The sequence below is a fragment of the Fumia xinanensis genome, assembly GCF_014384905.1.
GTDB lineage: Bacteria > Bacillota > Clostridia > Oscillospirales > Ruminococcaceae > Fumia > Fumia xinanensis.
In genome coordinates, this window is record NZ_JACRSV010000001.1 from 92,152 (window position 1) to 111,508 (window position 19,357).

A 19,357-nucleotide genomic window follows, 5' to 3' on the forward strand; every position below is an offset into this window, starting at 1 on the left:
CTTTTCTTCTTTTTTGGATTGACATTTTTTGAAAGGCAGGGCGTTCATTGTGGGCAAGCTTTCTCCGATGATGCAGCAGTATAAGGAAATCAAAGAGGCGCACAAGGATTATATCCTTTTTTACCGTTTGGGCGATTTTTATGAGATGTTTTTCGACGACGCCTTGACGGCGTCTCGGGAACTGGAACTAACCCTCACCGGCCGGGACTGTGGGCTAGAGGAACGGGCGCCTATGTGTGGAGTGCCGCACCACGCCTGCGACGTTTATGTCAAAAAGCTGGTGGAAAAGGGCTACAAAGTGGCTATCTGCGAACAGGTGGAGTCCCCCTATGAGGCAAAAGGTGTCGTCAAGCGGGAAGTCATCCGCATTACGACTCCGGGAACCATCGTCGAAGGAAGTATGCTTCCGGAAGGAGAAAACAACTATATCGCCAGCGTCTATTATGACATAACGGGCTTTGGCATCTGTTTTGCCGATATTTCAACAGGCGAAGTGCTGTTTACCGAAAGCCGGGACGAGTCGGTGGAGCGGGGCATTATCAACGAGCTGTCGAAATTTACGCCGGCGGAGCTGCTGGTCAATGAGAAATTTTTTGACTGCAAGGAGGCAGGAGAATTTCTCAAGCAGAAATTAAACTGCGTCGTTGACCCGGTGGACAGCGAAGAGTACGAGGCATCCGCCTGTGTCAAGACCATCCTATCCCATTTTAAAAAGACGAGCCTTTCCGATTTGGGGTTGGAGGACCAGGAATTTGCTGTTTACGCGGTGGGGAGCCTTCTAAACTATCTGCGGCAGACTCAGAAGGAAGGAATCAACCGGATCACCGGTATTTCTTCTTATAACGAAGAGCAGTTTTTGTCCATCGACTTCACTGCCCGCCGGAATTTGGAACTTACCGAGACCATTCGCACCCAGGAGAAGCGGGGAACCCTTCTCTGGGTGCTGGACAAGACGAAAACCGCCATGGGAAAACGGCTTCTTCGCAAATATTTGGAGCAGCCCCTTGCAAACATCCCGCAGATCACCAGGCGGCAGGCCGCGGTGGCGGAGCTGTTTGAGAAAAGCATCGATCGCATCGAACTGGCGGAGGCCTTGAGCGGTGTCTATGATTTGCAGCGGCTGATGACCAAGGTAGTATACGGTACAGTCAATCCCCGAGAGATGCAGGCGCTTTCTTATACTGCCTCCCATCTGCCCCAGGTGAAGGAGCTGACGAGGACTTTTTCGTCGGCGCTTCTGCGGGATTTGGACGTTCAGCTGGACACACTATCGGACATCCGCCAACTCATCGACAGCGCCATTGTGGAAGATCCACCGGTTTCTTTAAAAGACGGCGGCGTCATCAAAAAGGGCTATAACGGCGATTTGGACGAGCTTCAGGACATCCATGCAAACGCTAAGGGGTACTTGGCCGACATCGAACAACGAGAAAAAGACATTACCGGCATCAAAAATTTGCGCATCAGCTATAACCGGGTGTTCGGGTATTTTATCGAGGTGACGAAATCGAACCTGAATCTAGTGCCCGACCGGTACATCCGCAAACAGACTCTCGTGAACTGCGAGCGGTACATAACAGAAGAACTCAAAGAGCTGGAGAGCAAGGTGCTCTACGCCACAGACAAGATGGTGGCGCTGGAGACAGAGCTTTATAACGAGATCCGGCAAATTGTGTCCGACAAGCTGCCTGTTATCGAGCGGACAGCTGCCGCCGTGGCCCAGCTGGACGTTTTACAGTCCTTTGCCCAGGTGGCGGCGGACCACAACTACGTCTGTCCCCAACTTTCGGTTAATGGGGAAATCCAGATTATTGAGGGGCGGCATCCGGTGGTGGAGGCTATTTCTTCCGACGGCGCATTTATCCCCAACGATGTATTTCTCGACCGGGACAAAAATAAAATCGCCATCATCACCGGCCCCAACATGGCGGGCAAATCCACCTACATGCGTCAGGTGGCCCTCATTGTTATTATGGCGCAGATGGGTTCCTTTGTGCCGGCCAAGGCGGCCACGATTTCATTGGTGGACAAGGTGTTTACCCGAGTTGGCGCGTCCGATGACCTGACGGCGGGCCAGTCCACCTTTATGGTGGAAATGAGCGAGGTGGCCCACATTCTTCAAAACGCCACCCCAAACAGTTTAGTTATCCTTGACGAAATCGGGCGGGGAACCTCCACTTTCGACGGCATGAGCATTGCCGAAGCCGTAGTAGAATACATCGTCCGGGAGAAAAATTTAGGTTGTAAAACCCTGTTTGCCACTCATTACCACGAACTGACCGAGCTGGAAAACGAGTATGAAGGGGTCGTCAATTACAACATCGCCGTGAAAAAGCGGGGGGACGATATCATTTTCCTCCGCAAAATCGTTCGCGGCGGCGCAGACGACAGTTACGGAATCGAGGTGGCCAAGCTGGCCGGGGTGCCGGGTAAAGTCATCAAACGGGCCAAGACCATTTTGAGCGAACTGGAAATGAGCGTCGGGAAACCAGATCTGACCTATCACATCGGGGCGGAGGACGACCAGATTTCCTTTGAGGATCAGCAAAACGAAAAGGCGCTGGGGAGACTCAAAAAACTGGACGCCGACAGCTTGACGCCGAGAGAGGCGCTGGAAGCCCTATACGAATTAAAAGCGATCTTAAACGGTCAGGAATAATACATAACAGGAGGAACCAAATGCCCCAGATCCATGTACTGCCCAAAGAAGTGTCCGAACTGATTGCGGCGGGCGAGGTCATCGAGCGGCCCGCATCCATTGTCAAGGAGCTGATCGAAAACTCTATCGACGCGGGTGCCACTATCATCACGGTGGAAATCCAACACGGCGGCATCCGTTTCATCCGTATTACCGACAACGGCTGCGGTATCCATCCGTCCGATGCCCCCACGGCCTTTCTTCGTCACGCCACCAGCAAAGTGAAAAACGCCAGAGATTTGGACGAGATCGGCACCCTGGGATTCCGTGGGGAGGCCCTCGCATCTATCGCGGCTGTGGCCAGGGTGGAAATGATGACCAAAACCGCCGGCGAAGAGCTGGGGACCTACGTGAAAATCGAAGGATCGGAGCTCCAGGAGGTGCGGGAGACCGGCTGCCCCCTGGGTTCCACCATCACCATCCGGGACATTTTCTATAACGTGCCGGCAAGGCTTAAATTTCTCAAAAAAGATGTAACCGAGGGGAATGCTGTTGCCAGTATCGTTGATAAAATCGCCCTCTCCCATCCGGAGATTTCGGTAAAACTCATAAGAGACAACAAGGTAGCCTTTCACACACCGGGGGACAGCAAGCTCATAAGCGCCGTTTACACCATCTTCGGCAGGGAGTTTGCCCAGAACATGCTGCCGGTGGATTACGAACTGAACGGCATCAAAGTGACTGGACTGACAGGTAAGCCTATGTTTCACCGGGCAAACCGGTCGATGCAGCATTTTTTTATCAATGGTCGCTACACTAAGACTCGCACCTGCGGCATTGCCGCGGAGGAAGGATACCGGGGCGCCATGATGGTGGGGAAATTTCCCGCCTGCGTTTTAGAACTCCAGATGCCTTTTGACCAGGTTGATGTCAACGTTCATCCGGCGAAAATAGAGGTCCGTTTCGTCAATGAAAAGGCGGTTTTCGACGCAGTTTATTTCGCAGTGAAAAGTGCGGTGGCAGATCACGGAACACTGGTCAGAAAAGAGACAGCTGTTTCGGACAAATTGCCTGAATTGCAGGGGAAAAGGGGAGCGTCAGTTTCAAAACAGACTATGGGCATACAAAAAGAGGCATTCCGGACAAATGCCCCTCTGACTGGCAACGGACCCTTGGACGTGGCCAGTCCGTTTCGCAGTGAAGCGGTTCCGGCAGTGCAGGAGACCATTTCCATAAGTCCGGCAGATCAGTGGCTCCCGAAAAAGCCCAAATCCATCAATATTGACGTGGAGCCCGATCCAGACGATTTTGTCCCGCCTCCTGTCACTGACGCCCGAGCGGTATTTGAGTTACATAGCTGCGATGAAGGGGAAGAATTCGTTCCCCAAAAGTCGCCGGAAACAAAACCAGAGAAAACGACAGAAACTGCGACTGTTTTGCACGATAATAGAGGGGGACAGGAAGCGCCTCAGACGGCTGCTCCCATGCAGGTCATCGGAGAGCTGTTCGGGACGTATATCCTCGCCCAGATGGGAGATGAGTTTGTCATGATCGACAAACACGCCGCCCATGAACGGATTTTATACAACAAGCTCAAGGAAAATAACGGGGAACTGGATAAGCAGCTCCTTTTGAGCCCGGTGACGGTTACTTTGTCGCGGCAGGAGCACGAGACGGTGATGGAACGGCTGGATCTGTTTCAAAAAGTCGGCTTTCTCGTAGAAGATTTCGGAGGCCTCACCGTGATCCTCCGGTCAGTGCCTGCGGTGGCGGAGCCGGAGCGGGCCAAAGAGATGTTTTTGGAAATAACAGCAAGCCTTCTCCAAAATCGAAAGACGGAATTCCCGGAACTCATCGAGGACATCCTCCATCGGATCGCCTGTCGGGGCGCGGTCAAAGCCCATGATCAGAACAGCCGGGTTGAACTGGAGGAACTAGTCAAAATCATTTGCCGGGATGAAAATGTCCGGTACTGTCCCCATGGCCGTCCGGTAATGATCCGTTATACCAGAAAAGAAATCGAAAAATTATTTGGAAGAATTGTGTAGGAGGTTTGCCCATGGCCGATAAAATACCCCTTGTGGCGGTGGTAGGCCCCACAGCGTCGGGAAAAACCGGCTTAGGAATTGCTGTTGCGAAGCACTACGGAGGAGAAGTGGTTTCCGCCGATTCCATGCAGATTTACCGCACCATGGACATCGCCACTGCGAAGCCCACCTTTGAGGAAATGGACGGGGTTCCTCATCACCTGATCGACTTTTGGGACCCGGATAAGCCTTTTTCTCTGGCGGAATACATCCATTCGGCTAAAAAAGTCATCGCCGACATCCACAGTCGAGGAAAACTCCCAGTACTGGTAGGGGGAACGGGACTTTACATCAACACTCTGCTTGACAACGTTACCCTAGGGGAAAGCGGCGGGGATGAGACGCTCCGGGCAGAGCTTCTGCGGGAAGCGGAGGAAAAGGGAAATGGCTATTTGCTTTCAGAGCTTCGCACCTTTGACCCGGAGACGGCGGAGAACCTTCATGAGAACAATCTTTTGCGTATCGTCCGCGCCATAGAAGTGTATCGTCTGACGGGAGTCACTATGTCCGAATGGGTGAAACGGAGTCACGAACAAGATTCTCCCTACCGATTCTGCATGATCGGTTTAAATTACAAAGACCGGCAAAACTTGTACGACCGTATCAACCTGCGGGTGGAACGGATGATGGCGGAGGGGCTTTTGGAGGAGGCGAGAAGGGTGCTTGACGCGCCTTTGGAAACCTCCGCTCAGGCTATCGGCTACAAGGAACTAAAGCCTTACCTAGAAGGGGAACTTCCCCTCAATGTATGCGTGGAAAAACTCAAGCAAAGTACCCGCCGCTATGCCAAGCGGCAGCTCACGTGGTTTAGGCGGGACGGACGGATTCACTGGATTTATCCGGACGAGGAAGAAAACTTTACAAAAGTTTTTGAAAAATCTATAAAAATCATAGAAAATTCCGCCATATTGTGCTAATATACAGTTGTATACCTATTTCTATTTTCAATATATAGAGAGACAAGGGGGATGAATGGATGAAAAACCTGAATTTGCAGGATGTCTTTTTGAATCAGGCGCGTAAAGATAGGATTACTGTGACGATTTATTTAACCAATGGATTCCAGTTTCGAGGCGTTGTCAAGGGATTCGATAATTTCACAGTGATTCTGGACTGCGACGGGAAGCAAAACCTGGTCTACAAACACGCGGTATCGACGATTATCCCGTCGAAACCCATAGCGATTCTGTCTGCCGACGAGGATGTGGAGTAATTGAACTCGGATAAGGTTATCAAGATTTCAACCGTCGTATTGTCGGCGTTTGTTATTATTTACGTGATCTGCCAAATGTTCCGGTTTGGCGGAAGCGATTATGCTACCCAGACGGTCTACGAGCAGACCGTCAACGATACCATACCAGTAGAGGGCATTATTTTTCGGGACGAAACGGTGATTTCTGTTGGGGGAAACGGCATCATCAGCTGCAACTACGCGGTTGGGGAAAAAGTTTCTACCAAAACACAGCTGGGAAGCGTTTATCAAAATCAAGCTGCCATTGACGAGCAGCGGGAATTAAAAAATGTGGAGCAGACCCTGGAGACTCTCCAGAAAATCCAGCAAAACGGCGACGCTTCGGAAATCATCAAGCCAGAAGTTTTAAACAGTTCCATCAGTGAGTACGGCGAGCGGTTGATTACCTCCCGGGACACAGAGAACTTTTCGAAACTTTCTGATATCCGCACAGGGCTCACAGAGACTTATGCTAAGCGGAACCTTTTAATGGACAGCGGCACCGATTACACCGAGACGATTCAAAACCTCATGAATCAGCGGGATTCTTTGAAAGCGGGCCTCGGCGGCACGTCCCAGGCATTTTATTCCACTGCTGCCGGCTATTTCGTCGATCATGTAGACGGGCAGGAGGAAGCCCTCACAGAGAGTTACATGCAGTCCCTGACGGCGGGACAGATCAATGATTTTGTCAAATTCTATCAGGGGTATCAGGCGGATTCTACTTCGGTGAAAATCGTGAAGGACCACAACTGGTACTATGCAGTAACGGTTTCCGAAGAGCATGCTAAATCCCTGAGAGCGGGAAGTAAGGCGACTCTTCAGTTCCCCACTGAAAAAGAGTCGGTTCCGGCGACAGTTCAGTCGGTGGATTTCGATGAAGCGTCCGGCCTGTACAAGGTTGTCTTTTTGGGAGATACCATCAATGACTTTTTGTTGAGCACCAGGGTGCAGTCGGCGGAAGTGCTGGTCAGCTCCTATAAGGGACTCAAGGTTCCTAAGGAGGCCATCCGGTTCAAGGACGACGAAATGGGTGTCTACATCAAAACGATGAACAAGGTGTATTTTCGCAAGCTGGACAAGCTCTATGAGACTGACGACTTTGTCATCAGCAGGACTTATTACGACAACAAGGAAGGCTATCTGGAACTTTACGATGATGTGATTGTGAAGGGTAAGGATTTATATGACCAAAAACCAGTGTGAGCAAATGGATGAATCTTTTGGCTGGGACGTCCGGCAAAACATAGAGGAAATTCGGGCAAATGTGAAAGAAGCGGTTCAGGCCGCCGGGCGGGCGGAAAAGGACGTCGCTTTGATGGCGGTGACGAAAACGGTACCGCCAGAGCGGGTGAATGTGGCCCTTCAGGAGGGAATTTGCCTTCTAGGGGAGAACCGGGTGCAGGAAATCTGTCAAAAAGCTGCATTTTACCGGGCTTCCAAGGACAAAATTCATTTTATTGGACACTTGCAGACCAACAAGATTCGAGATATAATAGAAAAGGTAAGTATGATTGAGTCGGTGGACTCTCTGCATCTGGCACAAGCCCTGTCCCGGGAATGTGAAAAACGCGGGATGGAGATGGATATTTTATTGCAGGTGAACATCGGCAAAGAGGAAACAAAAAGCGGCTTCTACGAAGAAGAGGTTTTGGATGCGGTGGAACGTATTGCAAAACTGCCCGGTTTGAAAGCTAAGGGTCTGATGACCATTCCGCCTCGGTTTTCCGGAACATTATACTTTGAAAAGATGCAGGAACTGTTTTTGCTCTGCAAAGAGAAAAAAATAGAAGGATTGGAATTTTCCGTTCTATCCATGGGGATGTCAGACGATTACAGGGAGGCTATCGCCTGCGGCTCCACCCAAATACGCTTAGGACGAGCAATTTTTGGGGAACGCCCTGCGGCGAAACCGCACTAGTTTGTTGAAAGGCAGGAATACATATGGGATTGGTACAGAAATTTAAAGACATGTTCACTGAGTATGACGACGAGTACGATGATGAATTGGAACCGGCTCCTGAAATAGAGGATTTTGACCAGATTAAACGGGAAACTGGCAGCAACTACAGCGAAATGCCCAACATGAACCGCAGCAAAGTGGTTAACATTCACGCTACCACTCAATTGCAGGTGATGCTGGTAAAGCCGGAGCGTTTCGAAGATGCCCGGACCATCGCCGAGCATTTAAATCAGAAACGCACTGTGGTCTTAAACCTGGAGTCCGCTTCCAAAGAGCTCTCGAGACGGCTTTTGGACTTTTTAAGCGGCGTCGCCTTTGCCAACAACGGCGAGGTGAAGCGGGTGGCCAACAGCACCTTCATCATCACCCCCTCCAATGTGAATTTGATGGGCGATCTGCTGGACGAGCTGGAAAACAGCGGCGTATACTTCTAAGCGAATGAATAAAAAGGCTGTGTTCCTTAAAAAGGGGCGCAGCCTATAGGTCTTTTATATTACAAGTTTTGACGAGGGCAGATGGATAAGGAACAAAAGGAACGGGAATATTTCTTAGCGGGCATCCGGAATCTTATCGAATTGTCGATGAGGCAGGATGCAATGAAATTCAGCAGCTTCCTCAATGAGCAGCAACAGGCTATGGCGGAACCCATCGTCCGTAAAAGCGGAGCACAGTACCGATTTTACGGCGGTTTTCCCGGGGCCCAGCGACAGATGTTGGGGGTGTTCCCTGACCATATGGAGCCGTTGGATGATTATTTCCCCTTGAAGGCGTTTACTTTCCGATATCCTGATAACTATCATCTGTCACACAGAGATTTTCTGGGCACCTTGATGGCACAGCAGATTAAGCGGGAAACCATCGGGGACATTGTGATTACTTCCGGCAAGGCATTTTTGTTTGCCGAAGAGCGGGTTCAAAAATTAGTTGCGACGCAGATCGATAAAGTCGGCGGTGTCGGTGTTACAGTCGAACAGGGCGTTGATGGGCCCGTGACGGCTGTACAAAAATTTAGGGAATTAAAAGGGACTCTGGCATCTCTCCGATTGGACGCGTCGGTGTCGCTGGTGACGGGTCTCAGCCGAGAAAAAGCGGCTAAGCTAATTACAAGCGGCATGGTGACGCTCAACTACCTGGACAAAAGCCAGGGGGCCTCGCTCCTCAAGGAGGGGGACATACTCACGGTACGCGGCTACGGAAAATTTCGATTGACCACGGTGGGCCACGAAACACGAAAAGGAAGAATCAGCGTTTTATTTGACGCTTTTGTAAATGAATAAAGGAATAGCATTTTGACGAAATTTTATTGGGAAAGAGGGAACTTCAATGAGCAAACCGGTGAAAATGTTTGAAAAAGCAGCCTTTGGCTATCGTCCTGAAGACGTGGACAACCACATCGACGAACTAAATCGACAGATTTCCTCCCTGGAAGCAGAAAAAGAAGAATTGGTCGCCAAAATGAGAGTTTTGGCGGAGAAAATAAATGAGTACCGCAAAGAAGAATCCGATTTGAAAGACGCCCTGCTGGGTGCTCAAAAGATGGGCAACACCATCATGAATGAGGCGAAGACCAAGGCGGATATGATGATTACAGACGCCAAAAACCGCGCCGACCGGATGGTTTACGACGCTCAGAAACAGGCGGAAGAAACAATAGGCGCTATCCAGCGGCAGACCGAGAAGGAAAAAATGACCTTGGCCAAGATGCAGAAAGAAGTTTCCGACTTTAAGGCCACGCTGCTTGCTACCTATAAGCGGCACCTGAACGTCATTACCAATCTGCCCGAGATGGATGCGGAAACAGCGGAATTTTATAATGACAAGCTGGGTGGTATTAAAGAAGAGGCAACAGAGGAGGCACAAGAGACTGTTGCGGAGGTAACCGAAGAAGTGTCAACCAGTTCTGAATCTGTGGAAGCTTCCGCCACGGAGGAAACGGTGGAAGAAACGGATGAAACAGTTTCTACCATGCGCTTTGACAAAGTGCAGAGCAATAATTCAAAGCCCGCTTTTACTCCTACCCGGAAACCGACCTTTGAGGAGAAGTTTGGGGAGCTGAAGTTCGGGAAAAACAACAATCGATAATCCCGGATAATGGGGAACGATATCATTTGCCGGTTGCCGCAAAATTTTTTTGCGGCAACTACTTATGCCAAAGTGAAATTTTAAGACGTATGGCGTCAACCTATAAAATTCCCCTCATTTACTGAAACAAGCGGACAAAGTCCTGTTGTATTTTTATACAAATTGCGCCGCTGCTAAAATGGTGTGGAGACAAGTCCTGTTGCTGGGAGGAAAAAGAATGAGAAGATACGTTGCGCTGCTGATGTCGGCGGTGCTGGTGGGAATCGACCAGATTCTCAAGGTGTTGGCTATCCAATATTTAAAGCCTGTCGGAAGCCATCCCATTATTCCGGATATTTTTCATTTGACTTATGTGGAAAACCGGGGGGCGGCTTTCGGCATGATGGCCGGTCAGAAATGGCTTTTGGTTTGGGCGACAGCCATCGTTATTTTGGCGGCCATCGTCGTTGTCATGGCGGGTAAAATTAAGAATGCCATGGTGCTGTTCGCGGTGGCGACGATTATTGGCGGCGGTGTGGGGAACCTCATCGACAGGGTGTACCGGGGCTTTGTAGTGGACTACGTTCACCTGAAAGTGATAAACTTTGCGGTATTTAACTTCGCGGATATTTGCGTGACAGTGGGAACCGCCATGCTGCTGGTTTACCTTTTGTTTTACGAGCTGAGGCATAAAAACAAAGAAGCTGCGGGAGAAACAAAAGGTGCGTGAGTTTCGAATTGAGCTGGAGGCTGGACAGCGGATCGACGTCTTTTTAGCGGAAAAGCTGGAGGGGAAAACCCGCTCGGCAGTTCAAAAGCTGGTTGCTGGGGGGCATGTGCGCATCAACGGAGCCTCTGCTTCTAAAAACAGCAAGCTGCGTGTAGGCGATATGGTGATGGTAAAGGAGCCGGAGCCAAAATCGCTGGATGTGGAGGCGGAGGACATTCCTCTGTCGGTTGTTTATGAGGACGACGACCTGCTGGTGGTGAATAAGCCTAAGGGAATGGTGGTTCATCCGGCGGTGGGAAATGAGAGCGGAACTCTAGTCAATGCTCTTTTGCATCATTGCAGGGACTCTCTTTCGGGAATCAACGGCGTTATCCGGCCGGGCATCGTCCATCGCATCGATAAGGATACCAGTGGCCTTTTGATTGTAGCGAAAAACGATAACGCCCATTTAAAGTTGGCGGAGCAGATTGAACGTCACAGCTTTTCCCGGGTATATCACGCGGTGGTTTACGGTAATATTAAGGAGAACGAGGGAACCATTGAGACCCAGCTGGGCCGTCACCCGCAGGACCGCAAAAAGATGGCGGTGCTTACTTCCGGCGGGAGGCGTGCTGTCACTCATTTTCGGGTGCTGGAGCGGTACGGCTCCTTTACCTATGTGAAACTGCGGCTGGAGACTGGGCGGACCCATCAAATCCGGGTACATATGGCATCTATAGGACATCCAGTGGCGGGAGATCCGGTGTATGGCCCCAAAAAAGTGCTGGAGGTATTAAATGGCCAGTGCCTTCACGCCAAGAGTATCGGATTTGTCCATCCCACAACGGGGGAGTATTTGGAATTTGACAGTCCCCTCCCCGAGGTGTTTGAGGATTTCCTCGAAAAACTCCGCAGGGAATCGGGAATTAAGCCGTCCGTCAGTATGGCGGATGTCCTTATCGCCTCTGATTTGGATGGAACGCTGTTGCAGGACGATAAGACTATTTCTGAGATAGACAAGGCGGCAATCCGACGATTCCGGGAAGCCGGAGGGACTTTTACTGTAGCGACTGGGCGGTCAATCCCTACTGTGGCCCCCTATCTGGAGGAATTGGAACTCGATGTTCCGGTGACACTCTACAACGGGGCGATGATTTACGACCCGGTTTCAAAGGAGACGATTTGGGAGACTGGACTGCCGGAAGAAGCCAAAAAAGCGGTACCCTATATTTACCAAATATTTGGAGAAACGGTGGGCATCGAAGTATTGGACGATCACGCACTGTACGCCGTGGTGTACAACGATTTTATCCGCTGGCATTTAAACGACGGAGGATATCAAGTACCCCATGAACGGTGCGGAATAGAAGACGTTATTCCAAAACGGTGGCTTAAAGTGATGTTTGCGGCGGAAAAAGACCAGGTTGGTGCGCTGCAAAGGGAATTAGAGAACTTGAATATTCAGGGGGTGCGCATCGTCCATTCGGCGGAACGCCTTGTTGAGATGGTGCCGGCGGATGCAAATAAAGGCTCTGCGCTCAGACGGCTTTGCAGCGAAATTGGTATTCCGCTGGAAAAGACGGCGGCTATCGGTGATTTTTACAATGATTTGGAAATGATAGAGATGGCCGGCTTCGGGATAGCGGTGTCCAACTCCTGTCGGGATGTTAAGGTGACTGCCAGCCTTGTAGTCTCATCCAACGGACAAAACGGCGTGGCGGAAGCCATAGAATATGTAATGGAAAACAAGAAAAAATTGTTTTAAGGATAAAATCAGTTTCATAGGCATGTAGAAAGGAATGGTTACACAAGATGGATGCAACGACGAAAAAAGAATTAATGAAAATTGCCTGCAAAATCCGGATGGGGATTATTGAGGGTACTTTTCACGCCAAATCCGGTCATCCGGGCGGCTCTCTTTCTATTGCGGAGGATTTGAGCTACCTCTATTGGCGAGAGATGAACGTCGATCCTAAAAATCCCAAGATGCAAAACAGAGACAGGCTGGTTCTCTCCAAGGGGCATACCGCTCCAGCATTGTATGCAGCGCTGGCCCTCAAGGGCTTTTTCCCTGAAAGCGAACTGAAAAATCTGCGTCACATTGGCTCCATGCTTCAGGGCCATCCTGATATGAAACACATCCCCGGCGTGGACATGTCCACCGGTTCATTGGGACAGGGAATTTCTGCCGCTTGCGGCATGGCTCTGTCGGCGAAGATTTCCGGAGACAGCTACCGCACCTATTCCATTTTAGGCGACGGGGAAATCGAGGAGGGCCAAGTCTGGGAAGCGGCCATGTTCGCCTCTCACTACAAGCTGGATAATCTTGTGGCCATTGTCGACAACAATAACCTTCAGATCGACGGCACCGTTGAAGAAGTCATGTCCCCTTACCCCATTCCGGAAAAATTTGCTGCTTTCGGCTGGCACGTTATCACCATCGACGCCCACAATTTCGATGAAATCGAGAAAGCCTTCGAGGAAGCGAAAACGGTGAAGGACAAACCCACCGTTATCGTGCAGAAGAGTATCAAGGGCAAAGGCATTTCTTTTATGGAGAACCAGGTGGGCTGGCACGGTTCCGCCCCCAACGCCGAGCAGTATGAAGCTGCACTCAAGGAACTGAGAGATACGCTGAACGACTTGGATTAAGAGGGAAGGGAACGAGAAGTATGTCTGAAATCAAGAAAATTGCCACCCGAGACAGCTATGGAAACGCTTTGGTGGAGCTGTCCAAAGAAATAGACGATTTAGTGGTACTGGATGCCGATCTGGCGGCGGCCACAAAAACGGGGATCTTTAAAAAGCAGGTGCCGGACCGGTTTTTTGACTGCGGTATCGCCGAAGCCAACATGATGGGTGTGGCGGCAGGATTAGCGGCAACCGGAAAGACGGTGTTCGCAAGCTCCTTTGCTATGTTTGCGGCGGGCCGGGCTTTTGAAATCATCCGCAACTCTATCGGTTACCCTCACCTAAACGTCAAAATTGGCGCCACCCATGCGGGCATCTCCGTCGGGGAGGACGGCGCCACTCATCAGTGCAACGAGGATATCGCGCTTATGCGCACTATCCCCGGTATGACGATTATCAATCCTGCCGATGACGTAGAAGCCCACGCGGCGGTTCGTGCGGCGGCCCTTCACGACGGACCTGTTTATCTGAGATTCGGGCGCTTGGCGGTGCCAGTTTTCAACGACGAGAAAAGCTACCGCTTTGAACTGGGCAAAGGTATTACTCTCCGGGACGGTAAAGACGTAACCATCATCGCCACTGGCCTGATGGTCAATGAAGCCCGGATGGCCGCCGAAGAACTTTCTAAAGAAGGCATCGATGCTCGAGTCATCAATATCCATACCATCAAGCCCATCGATCGGGAAATTATTGTCAAAGCGGCGAAGGAAACTGGTAAAATCCTCACGGTAGAAGAGCATAATATCATCGGCGGGCTGGGCAGCGCCGTGGCGGAAGTAGTTTGTGAAGAGTGTCCCTGCCTCGTTAAACGGCTGGGCGTAGAGGATCGTTTTGGTATGTCAGGCCCAGCGTTGGATTTGCTGAAGTTGTTCGGATTAGGTTCAGAGAACATTGTAAAACGTGTAAAAGGGATGCTGTAATGTAAAAGCAGCTATCAGGCGTCACTGGCTTGCTGAGCTCTTCTGCAAGCTTTGTCGGCATTAGTCAAATGTGAATGCGGTGTAAAAACAAAAAAATCCCACCCTTTTACTTGACAAACAAACGGGCATATACTATAATCTAAAACATTATAGAGTTTTGTGATAACCATCGGACTTTTGCAGAAAAGCCGATGGTCATTGCCCTTTATACTGAATTCATTACTGATTTTACAGGATGAAAAAGGCGGGATGGCCGCCTTTTGCTTTGAAATCAGTAAGATAAAGGAAACGCCGGATTTCGGCGGAAATCAATTTTTGAAAGGAACGGTCTATTTAAGGAAAAGGGCCGTAACGGTAACTGAAACTATGGCGAAACCAGTGATTCTCACCAGCGAGGGTCTAGCTAACCTCGAAAAAGAGCTGGAAGAGCTCAAAACCGTCAAACGGAAAGACATTGCCGACAAAATCAAAGTGGCGATTTCCTTCGGCGACCTTTCGGAAAACAGTGAGTACGACGAAGCGAAGAACGAGCAGGCTATGATCGAGGCGCGGATTCTGCAAATCGAAGCCATGCTCAAAAACGTAAAGATATTGGATACCGACGAACTGAACACTGAAAACGTCAGTGTGGGCAGCAAAGTGAAGGTCAAGGATGTGGAATTCGGAGATGAAGAGACCTTCCACATCGTGGGCTCCACTGAAGCCGACCCCACTCTTGGAAAAATTTCTGACGAATCCCCGGTGGGTAAGGCTCTTTTAGGCCATAAGATCGGAGATGTAGTCGAAATCCCAGTTCCTTCCGGAGCGGTGATTTCCTATGAGGTCTTGGAAATTATGATGTAACAGCCTTCAGCGGCTTTTACCGTCCTGACAATATTGCAAAAAGGATTACCATGCAGGGACAGGGCGAAGGCTCTGTCCCTATTTTAAAGAAGTGTAAATGGGAAAGGAAAAAAACTATGAGCGACGCGATCAACACTCCAGCCGAGCAGACCGAGGATTTAAGCGAACTGCTGCGCATCCGCAGAGAAAAGCTGAACACCCTAAAAGAAGAGGGCAAAAATCCTTACGAGATTACTAAATATGACGTCACAGCCCAAAACGGCTATATCCGTGAAAGTTTCGAGCAAATAGAAGGCCAGGCTGTCCGAATTGCCGGACGGATGATGAGCCGCCGTATTATGGGAAAAGCGAGCTTTATGGACGTCCGCGACGGCAGCGACCGGATGCAGGTCTATGTGAAACGGGACGACGTTGGCACCGACGAATACGCGGCTTTTAAGAAATGGGATATCGGCGATATCGTCGGCGTGGAAGGCTTTGTATTTCGTACCCAGAAGGGCGAGATTTCGGTTCACGCTCAGAAGATTATTCTCCTTTCCAAATCACTGCTCCCCCTGCCGGAGAAATTTCATGGCCTGAAGGATACCGACACCCGTTACCGTCAGCGGTACGTGGATTTGATCGTGAACCCTGAGGTGAAGGATACCTTTTTAAAGAGAAGCCAAATCCTCAAGGAGGTGCGGGCTTATCTCGACAATTTGGGTTACCTGGAAGTGGATACCCCTGTACTTCATACGTTGGAGATTGGAGCGGCGGCGAGACCCTTTGTTACCCATCACAACACTCTGGACATCGACATGTATCTCCGCATTGAAACCGAACTGTACCTGAAGCGCCTCATCGTCGGCGGGTTCGACAGGGTGTATGAAGTGGGTCGAATTTTCCGCAACGAGGGCATGGACACCTCTCACAACCCGGAATTTACTTCTATTGAGCTCTATCAGGCTTATACCGACTACCACGGCATGATGGATTTGATAGAAGATATGTACATCACTATTACGAAAAAGGTCTGTGGCACTACCACCATCAATTATCAGGGAACTGAAATCAATATGGGCGGCCCTTGGGAACGCCTGACCATGGTGGAAGCTGTGAAGAAATACGCCGGGGTCGACTACAATGACTGGGCCTCCGACGAGGACGCAAGAGCCTGCGCCAAGGCCCACGATGTCGAAGTGGAAGAAGGGGCGAACGCTACCAAAGGACATGTGCTTATCGCCTTTTTCGAGGCTTTTGTGGAAGATAAGCTCATCCAGCCCACCATTATCTACGATTATCCGGTGGAGAATTCTCCCCTGGCCAAGAGAAAACCCTCTGATCCCGCCTTTACTGAGCGGTTTGAGTATTTTATCTACAATCGGGAGATGGGCAACGCCTTCTCGGAACTGAACGATCCCATCGACCAGCGGGAACGCTTTGTCAAACAGGTGGAGGCCAAACGCGCCACCGGTGCCAATGCTGAAGTGGACGAAGATTTTATCACCGCTTTGGAATACGGTATGCCCCCTACAGGCGGATTGGGCTTCGGGCTGGACCGTTTGGTGATGCTTCTCACCAACAGCGCGTCCATTCGCGATGTATTGCTGTTTCCGACAATGAAGCCGCTGGGCCAGTAAGCATTTAAACCTCTTACCTTTTTCGGGTAAGAGGTTTGTCGCAAATAAGGGAAAATTAAAAAATTTACAAATAGTTTGTAAATTTTTTAGGAGGTGCTGTTTTGGAGTCTAATAAAAACGATCAAGTCAGTGAAGAACAGCGGGAACTCCAGGAGCTGATAGAGCTTAAGAAAATGAGGCAGGCCGCATCGGAACATCCGGAAATTGTCGACGCTTTGCCGAAACAGGAGGAAGAGATCCTTCTCCCCAAAACGTTCAAAGAAAAATGGGATAATTATTGGTATCATTATAAACTGGTCACCTGGCTTGCCGTTTTTGTGGTGTTTGTGGCCGGATGGTTCGTCAAGGACATTTTTTTCGGCGTGAAGTACGATTTGGTGGTGGATATTGCCAGCAAGTACTCTTTTTCCGCCATCAACGAAGGGATGGGGGAAGATGCCGCCGCTTACATCGAGGATTATGACGGAAACGGCAAAAAGGCGGTTCTCGTCAACGAAATGCAGGTCAATTACGATGGAACCGGATCCAATGACCAAACGACAATGGTGGGCGAGCAGAAAATACTGGCCGTTTTGAACGCCGGTGAGGATCTGGTCTTCATCCTGGATGGCCAAACCTACGACCAGCTCATAGGAAGCAACGGCGGCGAAAGTATCTTTACCGACCTGTCGGCGCTTTATCCCGATCTGCCGGAGTTGGTGCAGGATGACAAGGTACTGATCCAGCAGACTGCGTTGGGCAAAAAATGGCGGATGAATACAGTGGGGTCAGAACTCTACCTTTGCGTCCGCAAAATTGAAGGAAACGTACAAGACAACGAAAAAACACAGAAAAAATACGAGGATGCACTGAACTTTGTCGATCACGTCGTCAAGGGGGAGTGGGCCGCGTAAATCTACATAGAAAGAGGAGAACTTTATGCGCAGTGATTTGATGAAAAGCGGCCCTGCCAGGATGCCGCACCGTTCTTTATTAAAGGCCATGGGCCTGACCGACAGTGAGATCAAACGTCCCTTTGTGGCGGTGGTCAGCGCTGAGAGCGAATATGTGGCGGGCCACATGCACCTGGGGCTGTTGGCCGACGCTGTCAAAGCCGGTATCCGCAATGCAGGCGGCGTGCCCTTTGAGTTTCACACCATTGGGGTCTGCGACGGCCTTGCTATGAACCATGTGGGGATGAAATACTCCTTGGCTTCCCGGGAACTGATTGCCGATAGCATTGAAGTAATGCTGACTGCTCATCCCCTGGACGGAATTGTGTTTATTCCAAACTGTGACAAAATTGTCCCCGGCATGATGCTGGCGGCAGCCCGGTTGAATCTCCCATCCATCTTTATCAGTGGCGGCCCTATGGAGGCCGGCGTAGTCGGCGGTAAGCGTGTGGGTTTTTCCGAGGGCTTTGAGGCGGTCGGCGCTTACAGTGCCGGAAAAATCACCGAGTCGGATCTCAAGGATTTTGAGGACAACGTCTGCCCCACCTGCGGCTCCTGCTCCGGCATGTACACCGCCAACTCGATGAACTGTTTGGTGGAGGCTATGGGAATGTCCCTCCCTGGCAGCGGCACTGCCCTTGCTACTTCCTCCAAACGTCTGCGTTTCGCCAAAGAAACCGGTGAGCGGATTCTTTACCTAATCGAGAATCAGATTCTGCCGTCTCAGATCCTCACCAAGGAGAATATCAAAAACGCCTTGACTGCTGAGATGGCATTGGGCTGTTCCACGAATACCGTTCTCCACATTCTCGCCATCGCATATGAGGCCAATGTGGACGTGGATCTGACCACTATTGAGGAACTGAGTGGTACGGCCCCCCAGCTTTGCAAGCTGAATCCCGCCGGAAGCACCTTCATTCAGGATTTGGACGCTATGGGCGGTATCCAGGCGGTGCTGAAAGAACTCTCCAAAGGCGGATTTATCAATACTGACGTCATGACTGTCAGCGGCAAGCAGTCGGAGCGTTTTGAGAATGTTCCCGAAGCAGACGGCAAAATCATTCATACCATTCAAGCGCCTATCCGCAAGGATGGTGGCATCGCCGTGCTCCGCGGCAACGTGGCTCCGGAAGGCTGCGTCGTTAAGCAGGGTGCTGTCTGCGAAGAAATGATGAAGCATCAAGGTCCGGCGCGGGTCTTTAACAGCGAAGGAGAGGCCTGCGACGCCATCCGTGACGGAAAAATCGTGTCAGGCGATGTGGTCGTCATCCGTTATGAGGGCCCCAAAGGCGGACCCGGTATGCAGGAAATGCTGGCTCCTACTGCTTCTCTGGTGGGGATGGGCCTCGACAAAGAAGTTGCTCTTATCACTGACGGACGGTTCAGCGGCGCCACCAAAGGAGCTGCCATCGGGCATATTTCCCCGGAAGCAGCAGCGGGCGGTATGATCGGCCTTATTGAAGAGGGTGACCAGATCGCTATCGACATCCCCAACCGCAGCATCACCTTGCTGGTTGACGAAGCGGAACTCCAAAAACGCAAAGAAAACTTTGTACCTTACCAAAAAGAGGTCAAAGGCTACTTGAAACGGTATGCGGCGATTGTAAACTCTGCCTCCAGAGGCGCGGTATACGATAAATAGCAAAAAAATCCCCTGCCAACT

General features: G+C 50.6%; 17 protein-coding genes. All 17 read left to right on the top strand.

Features of this window, described 5'->3' with window-relative positions:
- Positions 1–49 precede the first annotated feature (49 nt).
- Positions 50–2,659: a DNA mismatch repair protein MutS gene (gene mutS, locus H8710_RS00465; protein ID WP_249293421.1), complete on the top strand. Its 2,610-nt coding sequence runs from the start codon at positions 50–52 to the stop codon at positions 2,657–2,659.
- A gap of 20 nt (positions 2,660–2,679) precedes the next feature.
- Positions 2,680–4,686, top strand: coding sequence for a DNA mismatch repair endonuclease MutL (mutL, locus tag H8710_RS00470; RefSeq protein WP_249293422.1), 2,007 nt, complete (start codon positions 2,680–2,682; stop codon positions 4,684–4,686).
- An 11-nt stretch (positions 4,687–4,697) separates the two neighbouring features.
- On the top strand, positions 4,698–5,642 hold the full coding sequence (gene miaA / locus H8710_RS00475) for a tRNA (adenosine(37)-N6)-dimethylallyltransferase MiaA (RefSeq protein ID WP_249293423.1): 945 nt from the start codon (positions 4,698–4,700) through the stop codon (positions 5,640–5,642).
- 59 nt (positions 5,643–5,701) lie between these two features.
- Positions 5,702–5,938 carry an RNA chaperone Hfq gene (gene hfq, locus H8710_RS00480; protein WP_249293424.1) on the top strand — a complete coding sequence of 79 codons (237 nt, stop codon included), beginning with the start codon at positions 5,702–5,704 and terminating at the stop codon, positions 5,936–5,938.
- On the top strand, positions 5,939–7,162 hold the full coding sequence (locus tag H8710_RS00485; protein ID WP_249293426.1) for a biotin/lipoyl attachment domain-containing protein: 1,224 nt from the start codon (positions 5,939–5,941) through the stop codon (positions 7,160–7,162). It abuts the gene before it with no gap.
- On the top strand, positions 7,143–7,877 hold the full coding sequence (locus H8710_RS00490; RefSeq protein WP_249293427.1) for a YggS family pyridoxal phosphate-dependent enzyme: 735 nt from the start codon (positions 7,143–7,145) through the stop codon (positions 7,875–7,877). Before H8710_RS00485 ends, H8710_RS00490 begins: the two co-directional genes overlap by 20 nt.
- A 23-nt stretch (positions 7,878–7,900) precedes the next feature.
- Positions 7,901–8,353 carry a cell division protein SepF gene (locus H8710_RS00495; protein ID WP_249293428.1) on the top strand — a complete coding sequence of 151 codons (453 nt, stop codon included), beginning with the start codon at positions 7,901–7,903 and terminating at the stop codon, positions 8,351–8,353.
- 81 nt (positions 8,354–8,434) lie between these two features.
- Positions 8,435–9,196: a YlmH family RNA-binding protein gene (locus H8710_RS00500; RefSeq protein WP_249293430.1), complete on the top strand. Its 762-nt coding sequence runs from the start codon at positions 8,435–8,437 to the stop codon at positions 9,194–9,196.
- 46 nt (positions 9,197–9,242) lie between these two features.
- Positions 9,243–10,001, top strand: a complete 759-nt coding sequence (locus tag H8710_RS00505) for a DivIVA domain-containing protein (RefSeq protein WP_249293431.1) — start codon at positions 9,243–9,245, stop codon at positions 9,999–10,001.
- Positions 10,002–10,218: 217 nt separating this feature from the next.
- The gene (lspA, locus tag H8710_RS00510) at positions 10,219–10,710 is read left to right on the top strand and encodes a signal peptidase II (protein WP_249293432.1); all 492 of its coding nucleotides are present in this window, start codon (positions 10,219–10,221) and stop codon (positions 10,708–10,710) included.
- Positions 10,703–12,454, top strand: a complete 1,752-nt coding sequence (locus H8710_RS13485) for an RluA family pseudouridine synthase (RefSeq protein ID WP_430413295.1) — start codon at positions 10,703–10,705, stop codon at positions 12,452–12,454. Before lspA ends, H8710_RS13485 begins: the two co-directional genes overlap by 8 nt.
- A gap of 47 nt (positions 12,455–12,501) precedes the next feature.
- Positions 12,502–13,341 (top strand): transketolase, encoded by an 840-nt coding sequence (locus H8710_RS00525; RefSeq protein WP_249293433.1) that lies wholly within the window; start codon positions 12,502–12,504, stop codon positions 13,339–13,341.
- Positions 13,342–13,361: 20 nt separating this feature from the next.
- Complete coding sequence (locus H8710_RS00530; protein ID WP_249293434.1) at positions 13,362–14,300, top strand: transketolase family protein; 939 nt, start codon at positions 13,362–13,364, stop codon at positions 14,298–14,300.
- A gap of 366 nt (positions 14,301–14,666) precedes the next feature.
- Positions 14,667–15,143, top strand: a complete 477-nt coding sequence (greA, locus tag H8710_RS00535; protein WP_249293435.1) for a transcription elongation factor GreA — start codon at positions 14,667–14,669, stop codon at positions 15,141–15,143.
- 116 nt (positions 15,144–15,259) lie between these two features.
- Positions 15,260–16,762: a lysine--tRNA ligase gene (gene lysS, locus H8710_RS00540; protein WP_249293436.1), complete on the top strand. Its 1,503-nt coding sequence runs from the start codon at positions 15,260–15,262 to the stop codon at positions 16,760–16,762.
- Between the two features lie 101 nt (positions 16,763–16,863).
- Positions 16,864–17,655: a hypothetical protein gene (locus tag H8710_RS00545; protein ID WP_249293437.1), complete on the top strand. Its 792-nt coding sequence runs from the start codon at positions 16,864–16,866 to the stop codon at positions 17,653–17,655.
- A gap of 25 nt (positions 17,656–17,680) precedes the next feature.
- Positions 17,681–19,336 (top strand): dihydroxy-acid dehydratase, encoded by a 1,656-nt coding sequence (ilvD, locus tag H8710_RS00550; RefSeq protein WP_249293438.1) that lies wholly within the window; start codon positions 17,681–17,683, stop codon positions 19,334–19,336.
- Positions 19,337–19,357: the final 21 nt, after the last annotated feature.

Coding starts and splice junctions, on each gene's coding strand:
- mutL (WP_249293422.1), top strand. CDS start 2,680: ATGCCCCAGATCCATGTACTGCCCAAAGAAGTGTCCGAACTGATTGCG.
- miaA (WP_249293423.1), top strand. CDS start 4,698: ATGGCCGATAAAATACCCCTTGTGGCGGTGGTAGGCCCCACAGCGTCG.
- hfq (WP_249293424.1), top strand. CDS start 5,702: ATGAAAAACCTGAATTTGCAGGATGTCTTTTTGAATCAGGCGCGTAAA.
- H8710_RS00490 (WP_249293427.1), top strand. CDS start 7,143: ATGACCAAAAACCAGTGTGAGCAAATGGATGAATCTTTTGGCTGGGAC.
- H8710_RS00495 (WP_249293428.1), top strand. CDS start 7,901: ATGGGATTGGTACAGAAATTTAAAGACATGTTCACTGAGTATGACGAC.
- H8710_RS00500 (WP_249293430.1), top strand. CDS start 8,435: ATGGATAAGGAACAAAAGGAACGGGAATATTTCTTAGCGGGCATCCGG.
- H8710_RS00505 (WP_249293431.1), top strand. CDS start 9,243: ATGAGCAAACCGGTGAAAATGTTTGAAAAAGCAGCCTTTGGCTATCGT.
- lspA (WP_249293432.1), top strand. CDS start 10,219: ATGAGAAGATACGTTGCGCTGCTGATGTCGGCGGTGCTGGTGGGAATC.
- H8710_RS00525 (WP_249293433.1), top strand. CDS start 12,502: ATGGATGCAACGACGAAAAAAGAATTAATGAAAATTGCCTGCAAAATC.
- H8710_RS00530 (WP_249293434.1), top strand. CDS start 13,362: ATGTCTGAAATCAAGAAAATTGCCACCCGAGACAGCTATGGAAACGCT.
- greA (WP_249293435.1), top strand. CDS start 14,667: ATGGCGAAACCAGTGATTCTCACCAGCGAGGGTCTAGCTAACCTCGAA.
- lysS (WP_249293436.1), top strand. CDS start 15,260: ATGAGCGACGCGATCAACACTCCAGCCGAGCAGACCGAGGATTTAAGC.
- ilvD (WP_249293438.1), top strand. CDS start 17,681: ATGCGCAGTGATTTGATGAAAAGCGGCCCTGCCAGGATGCCGCACCGT.